General features: G+C 69.3%; 17 protein-coding genes. 11 read left to right on the top strand and 6 right to left on the bottom strand.

Annotated features, from left to right (window positions below; genetic code table 11):
• Positions 1–75: 75 nt before the first annotated feature.
• Positions 76–483 carry a hypothetical protein gene (locus ACGFX9_RS32890; protein WP_393481566.1) on the bottom strand — a complete coding sequence of 136 codons (408 nt, stop codon included), beginning with the start codon at positions 481–483 and terminating at the stop codon, positions 76–78.
• Positions 484–629: 146 nt separating this feature from the next.
• On the opposite strand from ACGFX9_RS32890, the gene ACGFX9_RS32885 reads away from it, so the two are divergent.
• From ACGFX9_RS32885 to ACGFX9_RS32860, 6 genes are all read left to right on the top strand, one after another.
• On the top strand, positions 630–914 hold the full coding sequence (locus ACGFX9_RS32885; protein ID WP_393481563.1) for a hypothetical protein: 285 nt from the start codon (positions 630–632) through the stop codon (positions 912–914).
• 615 nt (positions 915–1,529) lie between these two features.
• Positions 1,530–2,585: a LacI family DNA-binding transcriptional regulator gene (locus tag ACGFX9_RS32880; protein WP_393481560.1), complete on the top strand. Its 1,056-nt coding sequence runs from the start codon at positions 1,530–1,532 to the stop codon at positions 2,583–2,585.
• Positions 2,586–3,065: 480 nt separating this feature from the next.
• Complete coding sequence (locus ACGFX9_RS32875; protein ID WP_393481558.1) at positions 3,066–4,169, top strand: non-reducing end alpha-L-arabinofuranosidase family hydrolase; 1,104 nt, start codon at positions 3,066–3,068, stop codon at positions 4,167–4,169.
• A 40-nt stretch (positions 4,170–4,209) separates the two neighbouring features.
• Positions 4,210–5,118 (top strand): alpha/beta hydrolase family protein, encoded by a 909-nt coding sequence (locus ACGFX9_RS32870; protein WP_393481555.1) that lies wholly within the window; start codon positions 4,210–4,212, stop codon positions 5,116–5,118.
• A gap of 67 nt (positions 5,119–5,185) precedes the next feature.
• On the top strand, positions 5,186–6,241 hold the full coding sequence (locus ACGFX9_RS32865; protein ID WP_393481552.1) for an endo-1,4-beta-xylanase: 1,056 nt from the start codon (positions 5,186–5,188) through the stop codon (positions 6,239–6,241).
• A 90-nt stretch (positions 6,242–6,331) separates the two neighbouring features.
• The gene (locus ACGFX9_RS32860) at positions 6,332–6,688 is read left to right on the top strand and encodes a hypothetical protein (protein ID WP_393481549.1); all 357 of its coding nucleotides are present in this window, start codon (positions 6,332–6,334) and stop codon (positions 6,686–6,688) included.
• 211 nt (positions 6,689–6,899) lie between these two features.
• On the opposite strand, the gene ACGFX9_RS32855 is transcribed toward ACGFX9_RS32860, so the two are convergent.
• Positions 6,900–7,889 carry an aldo/keto reductase gene (locus tag ACGFX9_RS32855; RefSeq protein WP_393481546.1) on the bottom strand — a complete coding sequence of 330 codons (990 nt, stop codon included), beginning with the start codon at positions 7,887–7,889 and terminating at the stop codon, positions 6,900–6,902.
• Between the two features lie 64 nt (positions 7,890–7,953).
• A complete protein-coding gene (locus ACGFX9_RS32850) occupies positions 7,954–8,541 on the bottom strand; it encodes a flavodoxin family protein (RefSeq protein ID WP_393481543.1) in 588 nt (195 codons plus the stop codon).
• 242 nt (positions 8,542–8,783) lie between these two features.
• Between ACGFX9_RS32850 and ACGFX9_RS32845 the strand changes: the two genes are divergently transcribed.
• Positions 8,784–9,512 carry a TetR/AcrR family transcriptional regulator gene (locus ACGFX9_RS32845; protein WP_393481540.1) on the top strand — a complete coding sequence of 243 codons (729 nt, stop codon included), beginning with the start codon at positions 8,784–8,786 and terminating at the stop codon, positions 9,510–9,512.
• 205 nt (positions 9,513–9,717) lie between these two features.
• On the opposite strand, the gene ACGFX9_RS32840 is transcribed toward ACGFX9_RS32845, so the two are convergent.
• The gene (locus ACGFX9_RS32840; protein WP_393481926.1) at positions 9,718–10,800 is read right to left on the bottom strand and encodes a LacI family DNA-binding transcriptional regulator; all 1,083 of its coding nucleotides are present in this window, start codon (positions 10,798–10,800) and stop codon (positions 9,718–9,720) included.
• 343 nt (positions 10,801–11,143) lie between these two features.
• Between ACGFX9_RS32840 and ACGFX9_RS32835 the strand changes: the two genes are divergently transcribed.
• Positions 11,144–11,347, top strand: coding sequence for a hypothetical protein (locus ACGFX9_RS32835; RefSeq protein ID WP_393481537.1), 204 nt, complete (start codon positions 11,144–11,146; stop codon positions 11,345–11,347).
• A gap of 183 nt (positions 11,348–11,530) precedes the next feature.
• Here ACGFX9_RS32835 and ACGFX9_RS32830 read toward each other — a convergent pair whose 3' ends face one another.
• Together ACGFX9_RS32830 and ACGFX9_RS32825 are read right to left on the bottom strand one after the other, a co-directional pair.
• A complete protein-coding gene (locus ACGFX9_RS32830) occupies positions 11,531–13,666 on the bottom strand; it encodes a beta-galactosidase (RefSeq protein WP_393481534.1) in 2,136 nt (711 codons plus the stop codon).
• Between the two features lie 204 nt (positions 13,667–13,870).
• A complete protein-coding gene (locus tag ACGFX9_RS32825; RefSeq protein ID WP_393481531.1) occupies positions 13,871–16,711 on the bottom strand; it encodes a glycoside hydrolase family 3 C-terminal domain-containing protein in 2,841 nt (946 codons plus the stop codon).
• A gap of 283 nt (positions 16,712–16,994) precedes the next feature.
• On the opposite strand from ACGFX9_RS32825, the gene ACGFX9_RS32820 reads away from it, so the two are divergent.
• The 3 genes from ACGFX9_RS32820 to ACGFX9_RS32810 all read left to right on the top strand — a co-directional run bounded on the left by ACGFX9_RS32820 (position 16,995) and on the right by ACGFX9_RS32810 (position 19,615).
• Positions 16,995–18,002: a hypothetical protein gene (locus tag ACGFX9_RS32820; RefSeq protein WP_393481528.1), complete on the top strand. Its 1,008-nt coding sequence runs from the start codon at positions 16,995–16,997 to the stop codon at positions 18,000–18,002.
• A gap of 267 nt (positions 18,003–18,269) precedes the next feature.
• Complete coding sequence (locus ACGFX9_RS32815; RefSeq protein ID WP_393481525.1) at positions 18,270–18,599, top strand: hypothetical protein; 330 nt, start codon at positions 18,270–18,272, stop codon at positions 18,597–18,599.
• Positions 18,600–18,604: 5 nt separating this feature from the next.
• Positions 18,605–19,615, top strand: a complete 1,011-nt coding sequence (locus tag ACGFX9_RS32810; RefSeq protein ID WP_393481522.1) for a LacI family DNA-binding transcriptional regulator — start codon at positions 18,605–18,607, stop codon at positions 19,613–19,615.
• The last annotated feature ends 2 nt before the right edge of the window (positions 19,616–19,617 follow it).

Genomic DNA, 19,617 nt, shown 5'->3' with positions numbered 1-19,617 from the left:
CCCGACCCGACCCGACCCGTTCCGCCGCCCGCGTCCGGCGCTGCGACGAGCAGGACATCGCGGGCGAGGCAAGGCTCAGATTCGCTGGCTCCCCTCAACCTCAGCCCCGTCCCTGCCCCCTGCCTCTCGCCGCGTGCGCGCGGTGCGAAAGTCCATCACTGCCGCGCCGATCGCGATGGCGGGTACCAGCGTCAGCATCAACGCCAACTGCAGGGTCCCGGCAGTGGTCGCGCTCACGGCGCCGAGGACTCCAGCGGCGACGAGCAGCCCCAGGTACGTGCGCCAGGAACTGCCGTACGGCGGAAGCCCCGTATGCCCTGTCCGCACCCCATCGTCCTCATTGGCGAACGCGGCACGCACGGGCTCAGGGTCGCCCTCCAAGCGCGCCTGACGCCAAGCCAGAGTGACGCGCACCGCTGCGTAGACCGCCAGTGCACCGCCGACGGACAACCACTGCTCCGGAGTATCGGGTAAGCGAGACATCCGCCCCGTGTACCCCCGCCCCGCCGGTCGAGTCGTCAAGCCGCCAGGACTTGGATGATGCGTGGCGACCGGCTCGGGCAGGGTCAAAGGCCAGAAGGGCAAGTCGAGTCGCTCTGCTGTTCACGATCGGTGGGTCGATCGGCGCCATGCGCCAGTGGCTGCGCGAGCACTGCGAAGAGATGCGCGGCATGGCCTACCACGCCCGCGTGGTGACCACGAACAGCGGCGTCGACGCGGTCAATATGGCGATCATCGACGACACCGCCGTGCTGTTGCTGCTGACCGCGGACGGATCGTTCACGAGTGGGCACAGCCTGGAGACGGCCGAGGCCGTCAATTCCTTCCGCGACTACTACAGGTCCTGGTGGGCCTCAGCAGAGCCCCTGGAGAGCTACGCCCAGCGCACTGGCCTCATGCCCCCGAATCCCTGACGAGCCTCGCGTCATTCAGGGGGCAGGGTTCGGTTCGGCGTCGGCACGTTGAGGACCTTGGCGAGTTGGGGCAGTCGCGAGGCGCTGTTGGTTCGCAGACTCGGTGCAGGCAAAGATTGGTGACGACCCTGGGCAGCCATGCTTCTGGGACCTTGATCAGCTGCTGGTCGGCCGCCTGAGTGAGCGACAGGTTCACTGAGTGGACGTCTGGCCGTCTGATCGTCTCGGGGGCCGGGCCGGCAACCGGCCGCAAGGTTGACTCGGGCGGCCGGTTCACCCTGCACCGCGAGCCTTCCGCGCCGGTGACCGGAAATCGCTCGCATGACCGCAACTAGGGGGCACCCGGCGCCTGTTGGGAATGTGTGACCAAAACCAAGACCAAAAGCACGCCGGAAGTATGCCGGAACCTCGCTTTCCGCTGGTGACAGGGCGGCTCTGTAGGATCTCTACGTCAGACGAGTTTCCGGGTCCAGCAACGGATGAGACGGGCGGCGGGACTTGGCCCGCCGGGCGGTGTTCTGCGTATGTCGATCTATCTGTATCGAAGTGGGACACGTGCGTAACTCGCATGTCGGCGGCCTTGATCCGGGTAAACGGCCTCTCAGGAGAGCAGTAGTGGCGGACAGCCGTGAGGGAGCGCCGGTGGGCAGCGGGAAGGCCGCGCGGAGTGACGGGTCGACGTCGGTGTCGGTGTCGGTGAAGATCGCGCAGATCGCCGAGTTGGCGGGTGTATCGGTGCCCACGGTGTCAAAGGTGCTCAACGGCCGACCAGGAGTGTCGGGCGAGACCCGGTCCCGGGTCGAGGAACTGATCAACGAGTACGGATACCGCAAGCCCTCGGACAACAAGCAGAAGTACGTGGAGCTGATCTTCCGCGAGCTGGAGAGCATGTGGGTGGGGGAGATCATCCGCGGTGTCGAGGAGGTGGCCCGCAGGAACCGCGCCGGTGTCGTGGTCTCCAAGTTCGGTCTGCACGACGCGGATGCCTCGGTCGACGACACCGTGGGGCGACGCCCGCTGTGTGTCCTGTCGGTGTTCCAGCTCCCCGAAGCGGAACGGGAGCGACTCAAGGCGAAGGGCATCCCCTACGTCGTGTTCGATCCGGTGGACGATGTTCCCGAAGGTGTCCCCTATGTCGGCGCCACCAACTTCAAAGGGAGCCAGTCCGCGACGCGCCATCTGATCGCGCTGGGACACCGGCGCATCGCCATGGTCAGCGGCCCTGATCACGCGTTCTGCCTGGCCCGAGCGGCGGGCTATCGGTCCGCACTCGAGGCGGCCGGCCTCCCCGTGGATCCGGATCTGACGGTCCGTTCCCAGCTCACGCGCGAGGGCGGCCAGGCTGCGGCGCGCACCCTGCTCGGCCGGCCGGATCGGCCCACCGCGATCGTCACCGCCAACGACATGCAGGCACTTGGTGTCTACCAGGCGGCGCGCGAGGCCGGGCTGCGTATCCCCCAGGACCTGGGCGTGGTCGGCTTCGACGACATGCCGGTCGCGGTCTGGGCCGATCCGCCGCTGACGACGGTGCGGCAGCCGTTGAGTGAAATGGCGGCCTCTGCCACCGAGTTGGCCCTCGCGCTCGGCCGCGGGGAGAGGGTTCCGCAGCTCGGCCTGGAGATCGCCACGGAACTCGTGGTCCGCCAGAGCACGGCCCCGCCACAGAGCTGAGCAGGGCCCCGCCGCGGAGCCGAGCGCGGGCCCCGCCGCGGAACTGGCACGGCCCCGCCACAGAGCTCACCACGGCCCCCCACGACGAACCGAGCGCGGCGTCCCCGCCCCCCCCCAAGCGAGCCCAGGCGCTCGCCAACTCGCCCACGCATGCCCCCTGTCGAAACTTCCGCGCAAATCTTTCTTAGCTAAGGCTGAAACTATTTCGTGCGAAGCGTTGACCAGACACCGTCAAGCGCCTCATCATTCCTACGTCCGAAGGTCCGACTGTCGTTCGGTATATCGACCAAGCTTCGGACTGGGCGGCCTGAGCCGTACAGCGAGGCGTCCAGCCGCCCGAACCCGTTCCACCGCATGCGCACCACCCCCCATTTCCTGTTCCGGTGAGGCTCCTCCCGCTCGCAGCCCCGGTCCTCGTACAGCCGGGCGCACCAGGCGTCGTGAGGTGGGTCCATCGGTCGAGCCGCTATGGAGTTGCCCATGCCCTTGCCGCATCGTCTCCGCCCCCGCCCCCGCCCTCGCCCCAGTCGCCGTCACGCCTATGTGGCCCTGCTCATCGCCCTGCTTGCGGCGTTCTTCGCCGTGCCCGCCGAGGGAGCGACGTCGGCGGGCGCCCGCCAGCAGGGCCTGCCGGGCAGCTTCCGGTGGTCGTCCACGGGGCCGCTGATCTCACCGCAGCCCGACGGCAGCAACTCCGTCGCCGTCAAGGACCCTTCGGTGGTTCAGGACAAGAACGGCAGATGGCACGTCTTCATGACCACCGCGAGCACCTCCGGTGACTGGAGCCTGGCCCAGACCAGCTTCGACAACTGGTCCCAGGCCGCCGGCGCGAAACAGACCCACCTGGAAAAGGCCTCCGCCATCGGCCCCGGCTACCGCGCCGCCCCGCACGCCTTCTACTTCGCCCCCAAGAACGAGTGGTACCTCGTCTACCAGACCGGGCTGCCGTCGTACTCCACCACCAAGAACATCAACGACCCGACCAGCTGGTCCGCGCCGAAGAACCTCATGAGCAGCATGCCCGACGTCGTCCGGCAGAACATCGGCAACGGCAACTGGCTCGACTTCTACGTGATCTGCGACGACGCGAAGTGTTACCTGTTCTCCGCGGACGACAACGGCCACGTGTACCGGTCCGAGACCACCGTCGCCAACTTCCCCAATGGCTTCGGCAACACCAAGATCGTTCTCCAGGACTCCCGCTCCGCCCTCTTCGAAGGAGGCGCGGTCTACCGCGTCAAGGGCACCGACACCTACCTGCTGATGTGGGAGGCCATCGGTTCCGACGGCAACCGTTACTACCGCTCCTTCACCTCCAAGGGCCTGACCGGTACGTGGCAGCCCCTCGCCGCCACCGAAGCCAACCCCTTCGCCCGCTCCACCAATGTCACCTTCCCGGGCGGCGCCTGGACGAAGGACATCAGTCATGGCGAGCTGATCCGTTCCACCAACGACCAGACCATGACACTCGATCCGTGCCACCTCCAGCTCCTCTACCAGGGCCGGAACCCCAACTCCAGTGGTGACTACTCGCAGTTGCCCTACCGACTCGCCCTGGCCACACAGACCGGCCCCGCCTGCTGAGACCTGCAGACAGGACCTAACCCCCCACAAGGAGTCACGCATGTCGTTGAGACGACGTACCTTCCTCGGCCTGACCGCAGCCGCGACAGCCGGCCTGAGCACCCCCCTGCTCGCCTCCGGACTGAACCATGCTTACGGCGCCGAACTGGGTGCGCCTGCACAGAAGTTCGCCATCGGAGTGCGCCAGTTCAACTGGAGCCGAGGTGCCCGCTCGCTGTTCACCAAGGTCTTCTACCCCGCCCCCGGCACCCCCGGCGGCGCCCCCGTCCCCAACGCCCCTCTCGCCGACGGCGTGTTCCCCATCGCCGAGTGGAGCCATGGCATGGGCGGCAACTCCGACTCCTACGCCTCGCAGACCCATGCGATAGCCTCCGCCGGCTTCATCTGTCCCGCTCCCTCGTTCTCCGACAACACCAACCTCGGCTCCGTCTACGGAGGCGAATGGTCGAAGGACGTCTCCGAGGTCATCACCCGGACCCTGGCGCTCAACGACGCCACGGGCGGTCCCTTCGCCGGGCACATCGACACCAGGGCCGGCGTCGGAGTCTCCGGGCACTCCATGGGCGGCATGACCACCCATGGCCTGGTGACCGCATGGCCCGACGACCGTATCGTCGCCGCCGTCCCGGTCGCCTGTGTGGACATGGGCAACCCCGCCGCCTCGGTCCGTGCGGGCGTGCTGTTCATCCACGGCGACAGGGACCCGACCTGCGACTACGCCCTGGCCCGGCGGGCGTACCAGGAGCTGCGCGCGCCCAAGGCGTTCCTCACCCACGTCGGCGCGGACCACGCCGCGTATCTGAACCCGGGGTTCCCCACTTTCGACCGGACCCAGAACACCCTCGTGGACTGGTTCCGCTGGCGTCTGTACGACGACACCGCCGCCCGCGACCGGCTCCCCGCCGACGCCACCGGCAACGGCACTCGCTGGGAAGCCGCCCTGGCCTGACGGCCGCCGATAGCCGTACGAGACCAGCCCCTGCACTGCCACACCCCCCATAAGAGAGGGACACGCAATGACCGACAGATTCTCCAGAAGCCGCACAACGCGACGCGCCCCACGACGCCTCCCACGACGCGCCCGGTCGGCGATCACCGCCGCGGCGACCGGCGCCCTGGCGACAGCGGCCGTCCTGGCGTTCTCGCCCACCGCTCACGCCGCCGACACCCTCGGCGGCGCGGCCGCCCAGCACGGCCGGTACTTCGGCGCCGCGGTTGCCCCACACCTCGGTGAGACCGACTACGAGTCCACGCTCAACCGGGAGTTCTCCAGCGTGGTGGCCGAGAACGCGATGAAGTGGGACGCCACCGAGCCCAGCCGGGGGCAGTTCAATTTCAGCGGCGGCGACCAACTCGTCAACTACGCCAATCAGCACGGAAAGTTCGTCCGAGGCCACGCCCTGGTCTGGCACGCCCAGCAGCCCGGCTGGGTACAGGGACTGACCGGCGACAACCTGCGCCAGGCGATGCGGGGCCACATAGCCGGGGTCGCCGGCCACTACGCGGGCAAGATCGACTCCTGGGACGTGGTCAACGAGGCGTTCGAATGGGACGGCAGCCGCCGCAAGTCCAACCTCCAGCAGCAACTCGGCAACGGCTGGATCGAGGACGCCTTCCGCGCCGCGAAAGCAGCAGACCCCAAGGCCAAGCTCTGCTACAACGACTACGGCACCGACGGCATCAACGCCAAGAGCGACGCCATTTACCGGATGGTCCAGGACTTCAGGGCCCGCGGCGTCCCGATCGACTGCGTCGGCTTCCAGAGCCACCTGGCCTCGAACTCCAACCTCAGCACCTACCGGCAGAACCTCCAGCGTTTCGCCGACCTCGGCGTGAATGTGCAGATCACCGAACTCGACGTCGGCGGCTCCGGCGCGGCACAGGCCAATGTGTACCGCCAGGTCACCCAGGCATGCGTGGCCGTCGCCCGGTGCAACGGCATCACCGTGTGGGGCATCACCGACAAGTACTCCTGGCGCGCCCAGGAAACCCCGCTGCTCTTCAACGGCAACTACCAGAAGAAGGAGGCATACGGTGCGGTCCTCGCGGCGCTGAACAGCGCAGCGAGCTGAAGCCGGCCGGGGCCCGGCGACAGTCCCGCCGGGCCCCGGCAACTTCACGCGTGCACGACGTGTGACGGAGTGGAGGTACTGCTCCGGCACGTGCACATCACCGCTCGCAGCTCGCGCGCCGCGTGCCGGACGCCGGTCGAGGGACGGGACGGGCAGCAGGCGGCCGAGCAGGACCGCGTCGTCCCAGCCGTCCGTGACGATCTTCTCGGCCTGCTGCGGCTCGGTGATCAGGGGACCGGCTGCGCCCCTGGATACGTGCGGCGACACGACGCTGCTGCGTTCGGTCACCACGCGGGCGTCGTAGCCGCGGCCACCGGCGCGGTGAGGTTCGTTGCGGCGATCGTGCTGATGGCGTTCCTGGACGCTGTGTTGCTGTGCGCGACGCTCGGCATGGTGATCGCCAGTGCTACTGGTCTACCGGCAATAGGGCTGCGGGCCGTGGCGTGATCCGGGTAGCGTGCTGGACGTGCGTTGATCTTCACCGCGGCGGCGTTACGGCTGTCGCAGACGGAACAGCCGCCCTCCTGTCGGTACGACGGCGAGGACTGGCCGGCATGTCCACCGTCGAACTGACTGGAGATCACCACGTGACCAGCCGATTCCCGCTGCCCTGATCCCACCGGAGCCGACCTGAGTGGCCTCTGTCCCGGGGTGGATCTCAGATCCAGGTGGGCACGTGCCCGTCGGCATAGCGGGCTCCGAAGCCGCCCTGAGGCAGGATCTCGTCGATGGCATTGAGGTCGGCGTCGGTGAGGGTGAGGTCGGTGGCGCCGGTGTTTTCCTCGATGCGCTTCGGGCTGCGGGTGCCGGGGATTGGCACGATGTGCTCGCCCCGGGTCAGGAGCCAGGCCAGGGCGAGCTGGGAGACGGTGGCACCCTTGGTCGCCGCGAGCTCGGCGAGCCGGTCGACGGCTTCGACGTTCTTCTCGAAGTTGCCCGGCTGCCAGCGTGGGTCGACGTTGCGCATGTCGGTGGCTTCGTACTGGCCGGCGGGCTTGGCGGTGCCGGTGATGAACCCGCGGCCGAGGGGGGAGTAGGCGACGAAGCCGATGCCGAGTTCGTCCAGGACAGGGAAGAGCTGCTCGACGTCCCGTTCGAACAGGGAGTACTCGGTCTGCAGGACGGAGACCGGCTGCACGGCGTGCGCCTTGCGGATCGTCTCGGGCCCGGCCTCGCTGAGACCGAAGTACTTCACCTTGCCCGCGTCGATCAGTTCCTTGACGGTGCCCGCGACCTCCTCGATGGGCACCTCAGGGTCGACGCGGTGCTGGTAGAAGACGTCGATGTGATCCACGCCGAGGTAGCGCAGGCTGTTGTCGGCGACCTTGCGGATGTTGTCGGGCCGGCTGTCGAGAGGGCCGCCGATCTGCTCCGGAGGCACCGACATGTCGATACCGAACTTGGTGGCCAGGACCACGTCGTCGCGGAAGTCCCTGACGGCCTTGCCGACCAGGATCTCGTTGGATCCGGTGCCCCAGCCGTACATCTCGGCGGTGTCGAAGAAGGTGACGCCCAGGTCGTGGGCGCGGCGGAGGGCGGCGACGCCGGCCTCCTCGTCGGTGGGCCCGTAGGCCATCGTCAGGCCCATCGCGCCGTAGCCGATGGCTGAGACCTCAAGACCCTGGCTTCCCAGTGTTCGGTTTTGCATGGCGTACTCCTCTGACATGGCGTACTCCTCTGAATCGAATGAATCGCATAAAAGGTTCTGTGTCTCAGTGCGCTGCGGCGGTCAGTCCGGCCCGGTGGATCCGGGTGTGCTCGGCGACCCGTCGGCCGAGGTGGCGGGCTGTGCTCAGGTCTGCGTCGTGGACGGTGGCGGTGTCGTTGAAGCTCTGTGCGCCGGCACCGAGGTAGAAGCCGAGGCGGTTGTCGTCCTGGGGGCTGGAGGTGGTGGTGTTCCAGCCCGGCAGGAGGTTCAGGCTCACCCAGAGCATTCCGTGCTGGGCCGCCAGGAGGGAGAGGTACTGCAGGGTGTGCAGCTTGTCGCCGCTCATGGAGCCGGAGTTGGTGAATCCCGCCGCGAGCTTGTCGCTCCAGGCGCGGGTGCTCCACCGCTTGCTGCTGGCCTCGGCGAAGGCATGGAACGCCCCCGACGCGCTGCCCATGTAGGTGGGGGTGCCGAAGATGATGGCGTCCGCGGCGTCCATCGCTTCCCAGTCGGCGTCGCTGAGGGAGGCGACGTCCACGCGCTGGAGCTGCGTCCCGGCGACGGAGCGTGCGCCGTCCTCGACGGCCGCGGCGATCTGCGCGGTGTGGCCGTAGCCGGAATGCGACGCGATGACGATCGAGATATCGGACATGGGTGTTCCTCTCCTGCCGCGATGGCGGCGTGTTCTGTGGTGGTGCCGGCGGGCGATGAGCTGCCCGCTGCGGCGGTCGGCCGCACTGCTCCACGAGTGGGGGACCGACGGCCCCGGCCGGGGTGCGGCGCATGCGCAGGTCTCGCGTGCCGGCGCCGACCACCATCACCATGGATCGTTGTTCCGCCTTAAACAGTAGCACTGATAAGGCGACGATACGCAAAATGCGATATCGTTGTTCCATGAACGAGGGACGACGCGCCGCGCGGCGCCAGGTGCTGCAGGTGGCCGCCAAGCTTTTGGAGGAGGGCGGCAGCGACGCGGTCTCGACGCGCGCTGTCGCCGCAGCCGCGGGCATCACGGCCCCCGCGCTCTACCGGATGTTCGACGACAAGGACGGACTCCTGGCCGAGCTGGCCGCCTACGGGTTCGAGATGTACCTGGCCGAAAAACGGGACGCCCTGGCGCTGACCCCCGACGACCCGGTGGCCGACCTCTACCGCGGCTGGGACCTGCACGTCGACTTCGGAGCGCAGCACCCCGCGTTCTACATGCTCATGTACGGCACCGCGCAGCCCGGGCGGCGGCCCCCCGCCGCGGACGAGGCGCACGCCCTGCTGGTGAAACTGCTGCGCCGCGCGGCCGAGGCCGGGCGGCTTCGCGTTCCGGTGGAACAGGCGACCCGTGTCATCCACGCGGCAACGACGGGTGCCACGCTGGCGCTGATCGGCGAAGCCCCCTCAAAGCGGGACCTCGCCACGTCGGCACGACTGCGGGACACCGTCATCGCCTCCATCACCACGGACCAGCCCGCCTCGTTCGAATCGGACCTGGCCTCGCGCGCACTCGCCCTCGACGCCGCACTGGAAACCGCGCTCACCACCGGACCCCCGGTCGCGGGCACCGGGGTGCCCCTGAGAGCCGCGGAGACGGCTCTGCTGCGCGAATGGCTGCAGCAACTGGCAGGCTGAACCGAACCGGCCGCCTGCTTAGCGGGCGGTGGGCGTTCCCTCCAGCCCTCCTTCGCCCTCGCCCCCGCCATCGACTGCCAGCGGTCGGCGCATTCGAACACGACACGCCCTTGGCGGACCGGACCCTTGGCGTACCCCGATCAGTCCCATGTGCCCGTCGCGTCGCTGCCGACGGGCAGAGACGGCGCACCCGTCGGCAGCGGGACTACTTAGACGCGGTCTTGCCTGGCCGGGGTGTGCCGCGCTTCGGCGGAGCCGTGCTCCCGCGGACCGTGAGTGTGGTGGCGATCTCGACCCCGGCCTGCGAGACCTCCTCGCCGCGGCCCAGCGTGAGTGCTAGCTCCGCGGCAGCGACGGCCATCTCGGTCAGCGGCTGGTGCACGGTGGTCAGCGGCGGCTCGACCCAGGCGACGATCGGCAGGTCGTCGAAGCCGACCACGCTCAGGTCGGCGGGAACGGAAAGGCCGAGTTCCCTGGCGGCCTGGTAGACGCCCAGCGCCTGCATGTCGTTGGTGGTGCAGATAGCGGTGGGCCGCTCGCTCCGGGCCAGGAGCTCCAGCGCTGCGATGCGCCCGTGCTCACGGACCAGAGGGGCCTGGACCAGCAGCGTCGGGTCGGCGGTCACGCCTGCCTCCGCCAGCGCGGAGAGGTAACCGGCCTTACGGGTCAGGCAGACGGGGTGGTCCGGACCGGTGATCATGGCGATGCGGCGGTGTCCCAACTCCAGCAGATGCCGGGTCGCGGCGTGGCCGCCTCGAAAGTTGGTGGTGCCGACGAAGGGAACGTCGTCGGGGAGCTCGTCCACCGGGTCGAAGACGATCAGAGGGATCCCCTTGGCGTGCAGCTGCGCGCGTTCGATCGGCGTCAGTTGGGCGACCGACACCACGCAGTTGGGGCGACGGTTGATGGTGTCGTCCACGGTCGTGGCCTGGCCGTCGCGGGAGGCGAGCTCGGTGACCGTCAGACCGAAGCGGTGCTTGCGGGCCACGCGTTCCACGCCTCGGATGACCTCGGTCGCCCACATGCTCTCCAGCTCGCGGAACAGCAGCTCCACCGTATTGCTGCGATTGGCGATCGGCTTGCGGTAGCCGTGGAGGGTGATGAGTTCTTCAACCCGGGCGCGGGTCTGGTCGGAGACCCCCGTACGCCGGTTGAGCACCTTCGAGACGGTGGGGATGGAGACGCCTGCGGCTTCCGCGATGTAGGCGATCGTGACCGAGCCGGACCCTTCTCCTTGCGAGCGCCGTTCGTCAGCTGCCGGTTCGCCCGCTCGGTAGTCCGTCGTCACGTTCACCCTTCCAGATTCGGTTGCACCGCCGGGCTGCCCCGGGGCCCGTCAGTCACGGTGTCCCGGCGGCCTTGTGCGGGCCATTGTGACATCCCTGACCTGACCCGGGACTGCCGGAGTTGTGTCCGAAGCGTCGTTGACCGTCCCACGGCACGAGGCCATCTTTCCAGGGAAATGAAAGGGAAGCAACGAAGAAACTTTCCCTATGACGCTGCTAAGGGGCCCAGACCGGAGGTGGCTGTGCGACTTCCAGGCTCCCGATGCCTGAGCGTCGCCGGTCCGGAGCGGGGCCGGTCGGGGCGGGCGGGGTTCCAACGGACCCGCCTGCAGCCAAGGCGTCGGCGTGCTGGTCGAGTTGAGCGGGATCGGCACCCTCCGGGAGGAAGCCCGCCGCCCGGAGGGCAGCGCGGTCAGGAAGCATGCGTCGGCACCGAACCGCCCAGGCATCGCGCATCTCGGCATGATCAATCGCGATGGCCTCAGTTCGAAGCCGGATCGGACGCACGCCTCGTCGTCCACCACTCTCCGTATCGCCTACACCCTCTGATGCCCGTGCGGCGGGCGCGTACTCACCCGTCAGAACGGCTGCGGTCGACGGGTGCCGTCTGCGCCCTCGCGGTGCTTGCCCCGCCGGGTGGCGCCTGGGTGGTGGCACCCGGTGGGACCCTCGTCCAGCTGTGGACCTGCCCCGGTGTCGCCAACCAGAAGTGGGCGATGGGATGAGGGTCCGTCATTCGGCGGCGAACACCCGTACATCCCAAGGCCCCAGCTCGACCGGCGCCCCGGCCGGGAGTGCAGCCTTCGCTGCCGGGTCGGAACCGTCGGCGAGGAGGTCCACCAGGCCGCAGGGGGCGGAGGCGGCGGTCGGCTGCCAGCTCCAGTTGTGTACGACATGGACGCGGCGTCCGTCCCGAGCGGTGCCGGTCAGGGCGGTGACCGAGGCGGGAAGCTGATGCCAGCCGCCGAGTGGCTCAGGAGCCAGCCACTGGGCCAGGGCGCTGGCGGTTTCCGGGGCGGGGACGGTGCCGACGCAGGTCACCCGGCCCCGGCCGTGGGCGCGGCTGGTCATCGCGGGCCAGCGGCCGTAGTGCGGGTGCCGGTACTCGGCAAGGACCTCGGCATCGGACGGCACCAGCCCGTCCGCCCAGCGGGTGGCCCGGGCCTCGGACGGCAGAGTCAGGGGGCTGCCGGTCGGGGTGTCGAGGGGGAGTTCGGCCGAGAGGTTGCTGAACTCCTCGTAGCTGACCCCGGCCGCGCGGCTGAGCCTGGCGGGGGCGGGTTCGGGCCTGGCCCTGGCCTCCTCGTCCGCGTAGCCGGTGCGGGGGCCGAGCACCAGGTGGCCGCCCGCATCGGCGTAGGCGTCGAGCCAGTCCAGGATGCCGTCCTCGGCCAGGTAGAGTCCGGCGGCGATCAGCACCGGGTGGCGTTGGGCGACCAGTTCGGGGCTCAGTCCCGCCGACGGGTCGGCCGGGTCGTGCAGCTGGCGGGCGTGCAGGATCCGCACCTGCCGCCCGGACTCGACCGCGCCACGGTAGAATGGGTCGAACAGTCCGTGGTAAGAGCCGCCATCGGGACCGCCGTCGGCGCCGGCCAGCGGCGGGTGCTTCTGCATCAGCCACTTGCTGGGCAGCGAGTACACCATGGCGATGTCGCAGTCGGGCTCAAGGCCGGCGACAGCCGCCCCGGCTGCGGCGAACTCCGCACCCAAGCGCGCTATTTCGGCGTACGCACGGCCGGGACGGCCGCTGTGCGGCAGCACGCCGCCCCAGTAGGTCTCGGCGCCGAAGTGCAGGGTGTGCCAGTGCCAGTACTCCACCATCCGCGCGCCGCGCGCCACCATCGCCCAGGCAGCCTGGCGCCACTGGCCGTCGAAGGGCGGGACGGTGTCGTAAGTGCCGCCGACGCTCTGTGCGTTGGTCTCGGTGATCAGGAAGGGTTCCTGGCGTGTGGCCCAGGCCCGGTCCGCGCCTTGGAGCAGCCCCCAGACCCCGCCGGCCAGCCAGGAGTGCGAGGGCCGCTCCGGGTCGGCGGGCAGGGCGAGCGCGTCCTGCATCTCGTAATAGGGGTTGGCCGCGATCGTGTCCAGGTTCTGCGCCAACTGCTGGTCGTCCAGAGCCGCGTGGCTGTAGTGGAGGCAGGTGGTGACGAACTGGTCAGGGTGGGCGTACTCCCGGGCGAGGCCGGCCTGCCAGGCGATGAACTCGCTGGTCTGCCGGGCCTGGAAGGCACGCCAGGCCACGTCGTACTGGGGCTGGGCGTTGCCGTCGGGCGTCCACAGGTCGGCCCAGTCGGTCAGCCGGTGAGACCAATAGACCAGGCCCCACTCGCGGTTGAGCGTCTCCACGTCGCCGTAGCGGGAGCGCAGGTCGTCGACGAAGCGCTGGAAGACGCCGGTGTTGTGCGGCAGTCGGCATCCTGGCTCGTTGTCGAGTTGGTAGCCGATCACCGCGGGGTGGTCGGCGTAGCGGGCCAGGATGCGCCGGATCACGCGTTCGGCGTGGAAGCGGAAGGCGGGGTGGGTGGAGTCCATCTCCTGGCGACCGCCCCAGTTGGCGCGGCGGCCGGTGGCATCCTCCGCGGCGATCTCCGGGTACTGCCGGGCCATCCACGGCGGGACGGCGTAGGTGGGGGTGCCAAGGACCACGGAGATGCCGCGAGCCTGGGCGGCGTCCAGGGTCGGCTGCAGCCAGTCCAGGTCGAAGCGTCCGTTCTCGGGCTCCCAGGTGGACCACACCGACTCGCCGACGCGGATGACGTTGAAGCCTGCCTCCGCCATCAGGTCGAGATCGGCCTCGACCCGGTCCATGCGGTGGTACTCGGGGTAGTACGCGGCGCCGAACAGAACGCGGGACGGCAGTACGGGCATCGGATGGCCTCCGTGGCAGCGGTTGGCGGGGGGATCGTTCGACGAGGGAAAGCAACTCCGGTGCGGAGCCAGGGGAGTGGGTCCGCACCGGAGAGATCAGGGCTGGAGGTGGCGGCCCCGCCCCGCCTCACCAGGAGCGGGGCCGCCACCGGTCTCAAGGGGCGAAGGACAGCGAGACCTCAGGGGGCGAAGGACAGCGAGGCTTCAGAGGGCGAAGGACAGCGTGCTCAGGCGCTGCTCCCGGGTGAGTACGACCCGCAGGTCGTGCACGCCCTCGACCCGCTCGGCCAGACGGGACGTCACAGTCGTCCAGGCGTAACGCTCTCCCGTCGAGGGCACGGTGAAGGCCGCCAGCAGCCGCTCACCGGACCAGAGTTCGAGCAGCGCGGTGCCGACGGCGGTGCGGAACACCTCGACGGTGACCATGCGCGCGCCGCTCAGGTCGACGTTGCGGAACAGCAGCTCGCCGCGGCTGCCTTCGGGCCTGACGGCGTCGCCGTCCGTGCGGCTGGCGTCGGTCAGGGCGATGTCCTGGCAGTCGTCGAAATCGACGGCGTGCAGCGGACGTCCGAGCACTTCGCGCGGCCTGGGGGCCGGGCCGGTGACGGTCAGTCGGGCGCTGCCGACCAGGTTGGCGGCGGACCGGGCGACGAGCAGGTCGTAGCGTCCCGGGTCGACGGTGAAAGCGCCCGTGGCCACGTCCCAGTGGCTGAGCGCTTCCGCGGTGGGGAGCCGGAATTCCAGCTCGGCGGTCTCCCCGGTGGCCAGCCGCACCTTCTGATAGGCGATCAGCTTCAGCCGCGGCGCCGCATAGCGTGCGTCGAGGGCCCTGGCGTACAGCTGGACGGTCTCCGCACCGGCCCTCGTGCCGCTGTTGGTCAAGGTGATGGTCGCGGCGATCTCCCCGTCCTGGGCCAGTTCGGCCGCACGGGTCTTGAGCTCGCCGTACGCGAAGGTGGTGTACGAGAGTCCGTGGCCGAAAGGGTAGAGCGGCGCGGCATCGTGGTACTGGTAGGTCCAGCCGGCCTTGATGATGTCGTAGTCGAGGCGCCCGGGCAGTTCGTCCTCGCCGCGGTACCAGGTCTGCGGCAGCCGTCCGGAGGCGTCGGCCTCGCCGCGGAACACCCGGGCCAGCGCGCGGCCGGTCTCCTGGCCGCCGTGCGAGGTCCACAGGACCGCGGGCAGGTGGGCGTCGGCCCAGTCCACGGCGTAGGGGTAGCTGGACATCACGATCAGGACGGTGTCGGGACGTACCGCGGTGACGGCGCGCAGCAGCCGCTCCTGGGCCGGGGGCAGCCGAGTCGAGGCCCGGTCCTCGGTCTCGCGGCCGTTGATGTGCGGGTCGTTGCCGAGGACGACGACCGCGACGTCGGCCGCCTGAGCGGCTGCGACCGCGGCGGCCGTGCCGTCGACGACGACGCTGCGGGTGAACCGCAGTGCCTGGTCGGCGCTGTCCGCGGTCATGGTGATGACGCCGGTCCTGGCGTTGGCCTGCGCCCAGCGGCCGGTGAGCATGCTGCGTAGCAGTTCGGTTCCGTCCTCGGCGCAGTCCAAGGCGAAGGTTTCGTGGACGAACCACTCGCCCGGCTGGTCGCGGTCGGCGGCCACGGTCTGGTCCGCGCCGCGCAGTGAGGCGTGTCGGCCGGTGGCGGCCGAGCGCAGGGTGAGTACCTCCTGGTCCCAGTCGAAGAGGTCGAACTGACCGGCGGGGTCCTGGAGTTGGGCGTCCGTCAGTGTGAGCAGGCCGTCCGCGCCGACCGCGGTGAGGGTGCGGCCGTCTTGGGTGTGCAGGGCGATGCGGTCCACGCCCTCGACGCCCTCGACGCCGAGTCCGTCGGCGACGGTGATCCGGTAGGGGTGGTTGCCGCTGTACCAGTCCTCGTAGAGGGTGGCGGCCAGCGGCCCGACGACGGCCACGCGGCGTTCGGCGGCCAGTGGCAGCAGTCCCTCGTTCTTGAGCAGGACGACCGACTCGGTGGCGGCGCGCAGGGCGAGGTCCTGGTGCGCGGGCGAGTTGACGGCCTCCCAGGGGATGCCGGCGTAGGGGTCGCGTTCGGGGTCGAACTCGCCGAGGCGGAAGCGGATCGACAGTTGCCGACGGACCGCGCGGTCCACGTCGTCCATGGTGAGCAGGCCCCGTTCGAGGGCGGTGCTGATGCGCTGGAACGTGGTCAGGGTGTCCGCGTCGTTGTCGGTGAAGGAGTCGATGCCCGCTTTGAGGGCCGCGGCGTGGGATTCGGCGTGGTCGTCGAAGTAGTGCTCGGGATCGACGAGATTGGAGGGCGCCTGGGCGTCGGAGACCACGAAGAGGTCATGTCCCGTGGGCTCGGCCCAGCGGCGCAGCTGCTGCTCGATCAGCGGGCTGACGTGGCAGGGGCGGCCGTTGACGAGGTTGTACGCGGCCATCACACCGGTGGCGGCACCGCTGGCGATGGCGAGCCGGAAGGCGGCCAGGTCGTACTCGTGCAGCACCCGGGGGCGCACGCCGGAAGAGGTGGTGCAGCGGTCGTCCTCGTTGTTGGAGGCGAGGAAGTGCTTGAGGATCGGCGCGGTACGCAGATACTCGGGGTGGTCGCCGGACATTCCGCGGCAGAAGGCGTCGCCGAGTCGGGCGGAGAGCAGGGCGTCCTCGGAGTAGCCCTCCTCATTGCGGCCCCAGCGCGGATCGCGCAGCAGGTTCACCACCGGGGCCCAGCCCTGCAGGCTGTTGCGGCCGGTGCCGACGGCCGGTGGCCGGTGGTGGTGGAAGGCCCGCTGTTCGACCGAGATGGCCTCGGCGACCGCGTGGATCAGCCTTTCGTCCCAGGTCGCGCCCAGGCCGACGGCCTGCGGGAAGGTGGTGGCCCGGCCCAGCCAGGCGATGCCGTGCAGGGTCTCGGTGCCGGTGCGGAACTCCTCGACGCCCAGGCGGGGGATCGCCGGCACGTACTGATGCAGCATCGAGATCCGCTCCTCGGGCGTGAGCCGGGAGAGCAGGTCCTCGACGCGTTCGCCCAGGGGGAGCCCGGCATCGCGGTAGGGCAGCGTGGCGGCAGCGGTGCTCACAGGTAGTTGTCCCTTGCGGATTTCGACAGTCGGGGATCAGCGTTGAAGCGCTTCGAAGCTGGCATGGGAACAAGGTGCTGTAAAGCGAAACTTTCCAGGAAATATAACTTCAGTTTCAGCGCGGTATTTCCTGTCGCCTCTCTTGCCCTGGCGGCGAGAGGGCCCTTAATCTCTCGGCAACATTCAAGCGCTTCGACGACTCCGCAGGAACGAAACATCGTTCCCGAGCACCCCTCGGAACCGCCGCTCCACCCGCCACCCCAACAGGCGAAGGGCCGCTCCCATGACCGAAATCAACCGCAGAACTTTCGTGAGCGGCGCCGCCGCCGTGGCCGGGGCAGCCGCCCTGTCCCCGCTGTTGACCGCCTGCGGCGGCAGCGACACCGGCGGCAACAAGGGCGGAATTAGTAGCAAGAAGGGCCTGAAGGCCGCCCTGCCGACCTATGTGGCGGGCAGGGCGGCCAAGCCGGACATCCCCTCGGTGAATGGCGTGGTCGGGACGGTGACCGCCCCCGGCTACCTCAACTACCCGGCCAATCCGGTGAAGACGGTCTCCGGCGTCCCCGGCAAGGGCGGCAGCTACACCGCGATCGTCCCGTCGTTAGGCGCGGTGCCGGACCCGGGCAACTCCTTCTCCCAGGCGATGAGCAAGGCCTTGGGCGTCAACCTGAAGATGAAGCCCGTCGACGGCATCAACTACGGCTCCATCGTCCCGACCATGACGGCGGCCAAGAAGCTTCCGGACTGGATCCAGCTACCCACCTGGTACCGCAGCATCAACGTGGGCGGCCTGGTCGGCACCCAGCTGGCCGACCTGACGCCCTATCTGTCGGGGGACAAGATCGAGAAGTACCCCAACCTCGCGGCCATCCCCACCGAGGCGTGGACCAACGCGGCGTGGGCGGACAAGATATACGGCTTCCCCTGCTTCGCCAGCGGCTTCGCGCTCCCCGGGACCACTTTCTTCCGCCGGGACATCCTCGACGCGAAGGGCATCACCGCGGACCAGGTGAAGTCCGCCGACGACCTCTACAACCTGGGCAAGGAGAGCACCGACGCCAAGGGCAAGGTGTGGGCCTTCGACGACATCTGGACCTATGCGAGCCCGTTCTGGGGCGTGCCGTTCAAGTTCACCGTCACCGACGGCAAGCTGGTCCACAAGTACGAGACGGACCAGCTCCTGGAGGCCCTGGACTGGCACTACAAGCTGGCCAAGTCCGGTTTCATGCACCCCGCGCGCTGGCCGGCAACAACAGCGGCAAAACCCGCTTCCACGCAGGCGACGTCCTGATCGCCGGGGACGGCCTCGGTGCGTGGAACCTGAGTGACAACCAGGCCGGGACCGCGGCCGACAAGGACTACCGCCGCGGCGCCTTGAACATCTTCGCGGCCGACGGCAAGTCCACTCCCAGCACCTTCCTCGGCCCCAACACCACCATTGTCAGCTACCTGAACGCCAAGCTCTCCAAGGCCCAGATCCTGGAGCTCCTGGAAGTGGCCAACTACCATCGACGCCGCCAAGATCGACGGCGCAGGGGACTGGCGCACCCTGTGGTCGGTGGTCCTGCCCACCTCCAAGGCGGTCACCGCGGTGATCACCCTGTTCTACGCGGTCGGCTACTGGAACTCCTTCTTCAACGTGATGCTCTACATGCCGACCGAGAGCGAGAAGTGGCCACTGCAGTACGTGCTGCTGCAGTACGTGTCCAAGGGGCTGGGCATGCCGGGCTCGGTCGACAACGGCGCCTCCGCCGGGCACGCCCAGGCCGCGCCGCTGTCACTGCAGATGGCCGTGGTGGTACTGACGCTTGTGCCCATCCTGATGGTCTACCCGTTCATGCAGAAGCACTTCAGGACCGGTGTGCTCACCGGCGCGGTCAAGGGCTGACCGGCATGGTGACACTGGCCCAGGTGGCCGAGGTCGCGGGAGTCTCGCCGAGCACGGTGAGCTATGTGCTCAGCGGCAAGCGGGCGATCTCCCCGCCCACCCGGGAGCGGGTGGAACAGGCGATCCGAGCGCTCGGCTACCACCTCAACGCCGGCGCCAGAACGCTCGCGGGCAAACGGTCGCACATCATCGCGCTGGTGGTCCCGCTGCGCACCGACGTCTGTGTGCCGGTCATGATGGAGATCGCCCTCGCCGTCACCATGGCGGCACGCCGGCACGGCTACGACGTCCTGCTCCTCACCAACGACGAGGGCCCTGCCGGGCTGCGCCGGGTGGCGGGCAGCGGCCGTGCCGACGGCGTGATCCTGATGGACGTCCAGCTCGACGACCCGCGCATCGCCGTGCTGCGGGAGACCGACTCCCGGGCCACGCTGATCGGTCTGCCCGCGGACCCGAGCGAACTGGCATGCGTGGACCACGACTTCGCCCGCGCCGGGGCGCTCTGCGCGGAACACCTGGCCGAGCTGGGACACCGGGAGACCGCCTTCATCGGCTACGCTCCGGCCGTCTACCGGCGGCACTCCGGCTATGCGGAACGGACGATCGCCGGTTTCCGGGAAGCCGCTCGGCAACGGGGACTGCGGGTGGTGCACCGCCCCTGCGAGGGAACCTTCGAGTCCACCGCGGGAGCGCCCGCCCGCATCCTCGCCGACCGCACGGGGACCACCGGATTCGTGGTCCAGAACGAGGGCGCCATCGGCCCGCTGCTGTCCCTGCTGCGGACCTCGGGGCGAGTCGTCCCTGACGACGCCTCCGTGGTGGTGCTGTGCCCGGAACAACTCGCCGAGCAGCACTCGCCCCAGCTCACCGCCGTCACCGGCTCGGCGAGAGAACTCGGCAGCCGCGCCGTGGACTTGCTGATGTCCCAGCTCGACGGCCGGCCCAACGAGGAGATCGCCCTGCTTCGGTCCGTCCTCACGGCCAGGGAGAGCTCAGGATCCGTACGGAGTCCTTGAAC

The sequence above is a fragment of the Streptomyces sp. NPDC048436 genome, assembly GCF_043200355.1.
Classification (GTDB): Bacteria; Actinomycetota; Actinomycetes; order Streptomycetales; family Streptomycetaceae; genus Streptomyces.
Note: the sequence above shows the minus strand (reverse complement) of the source record. Positions and strands in the feature narration are given on the sequence as shown.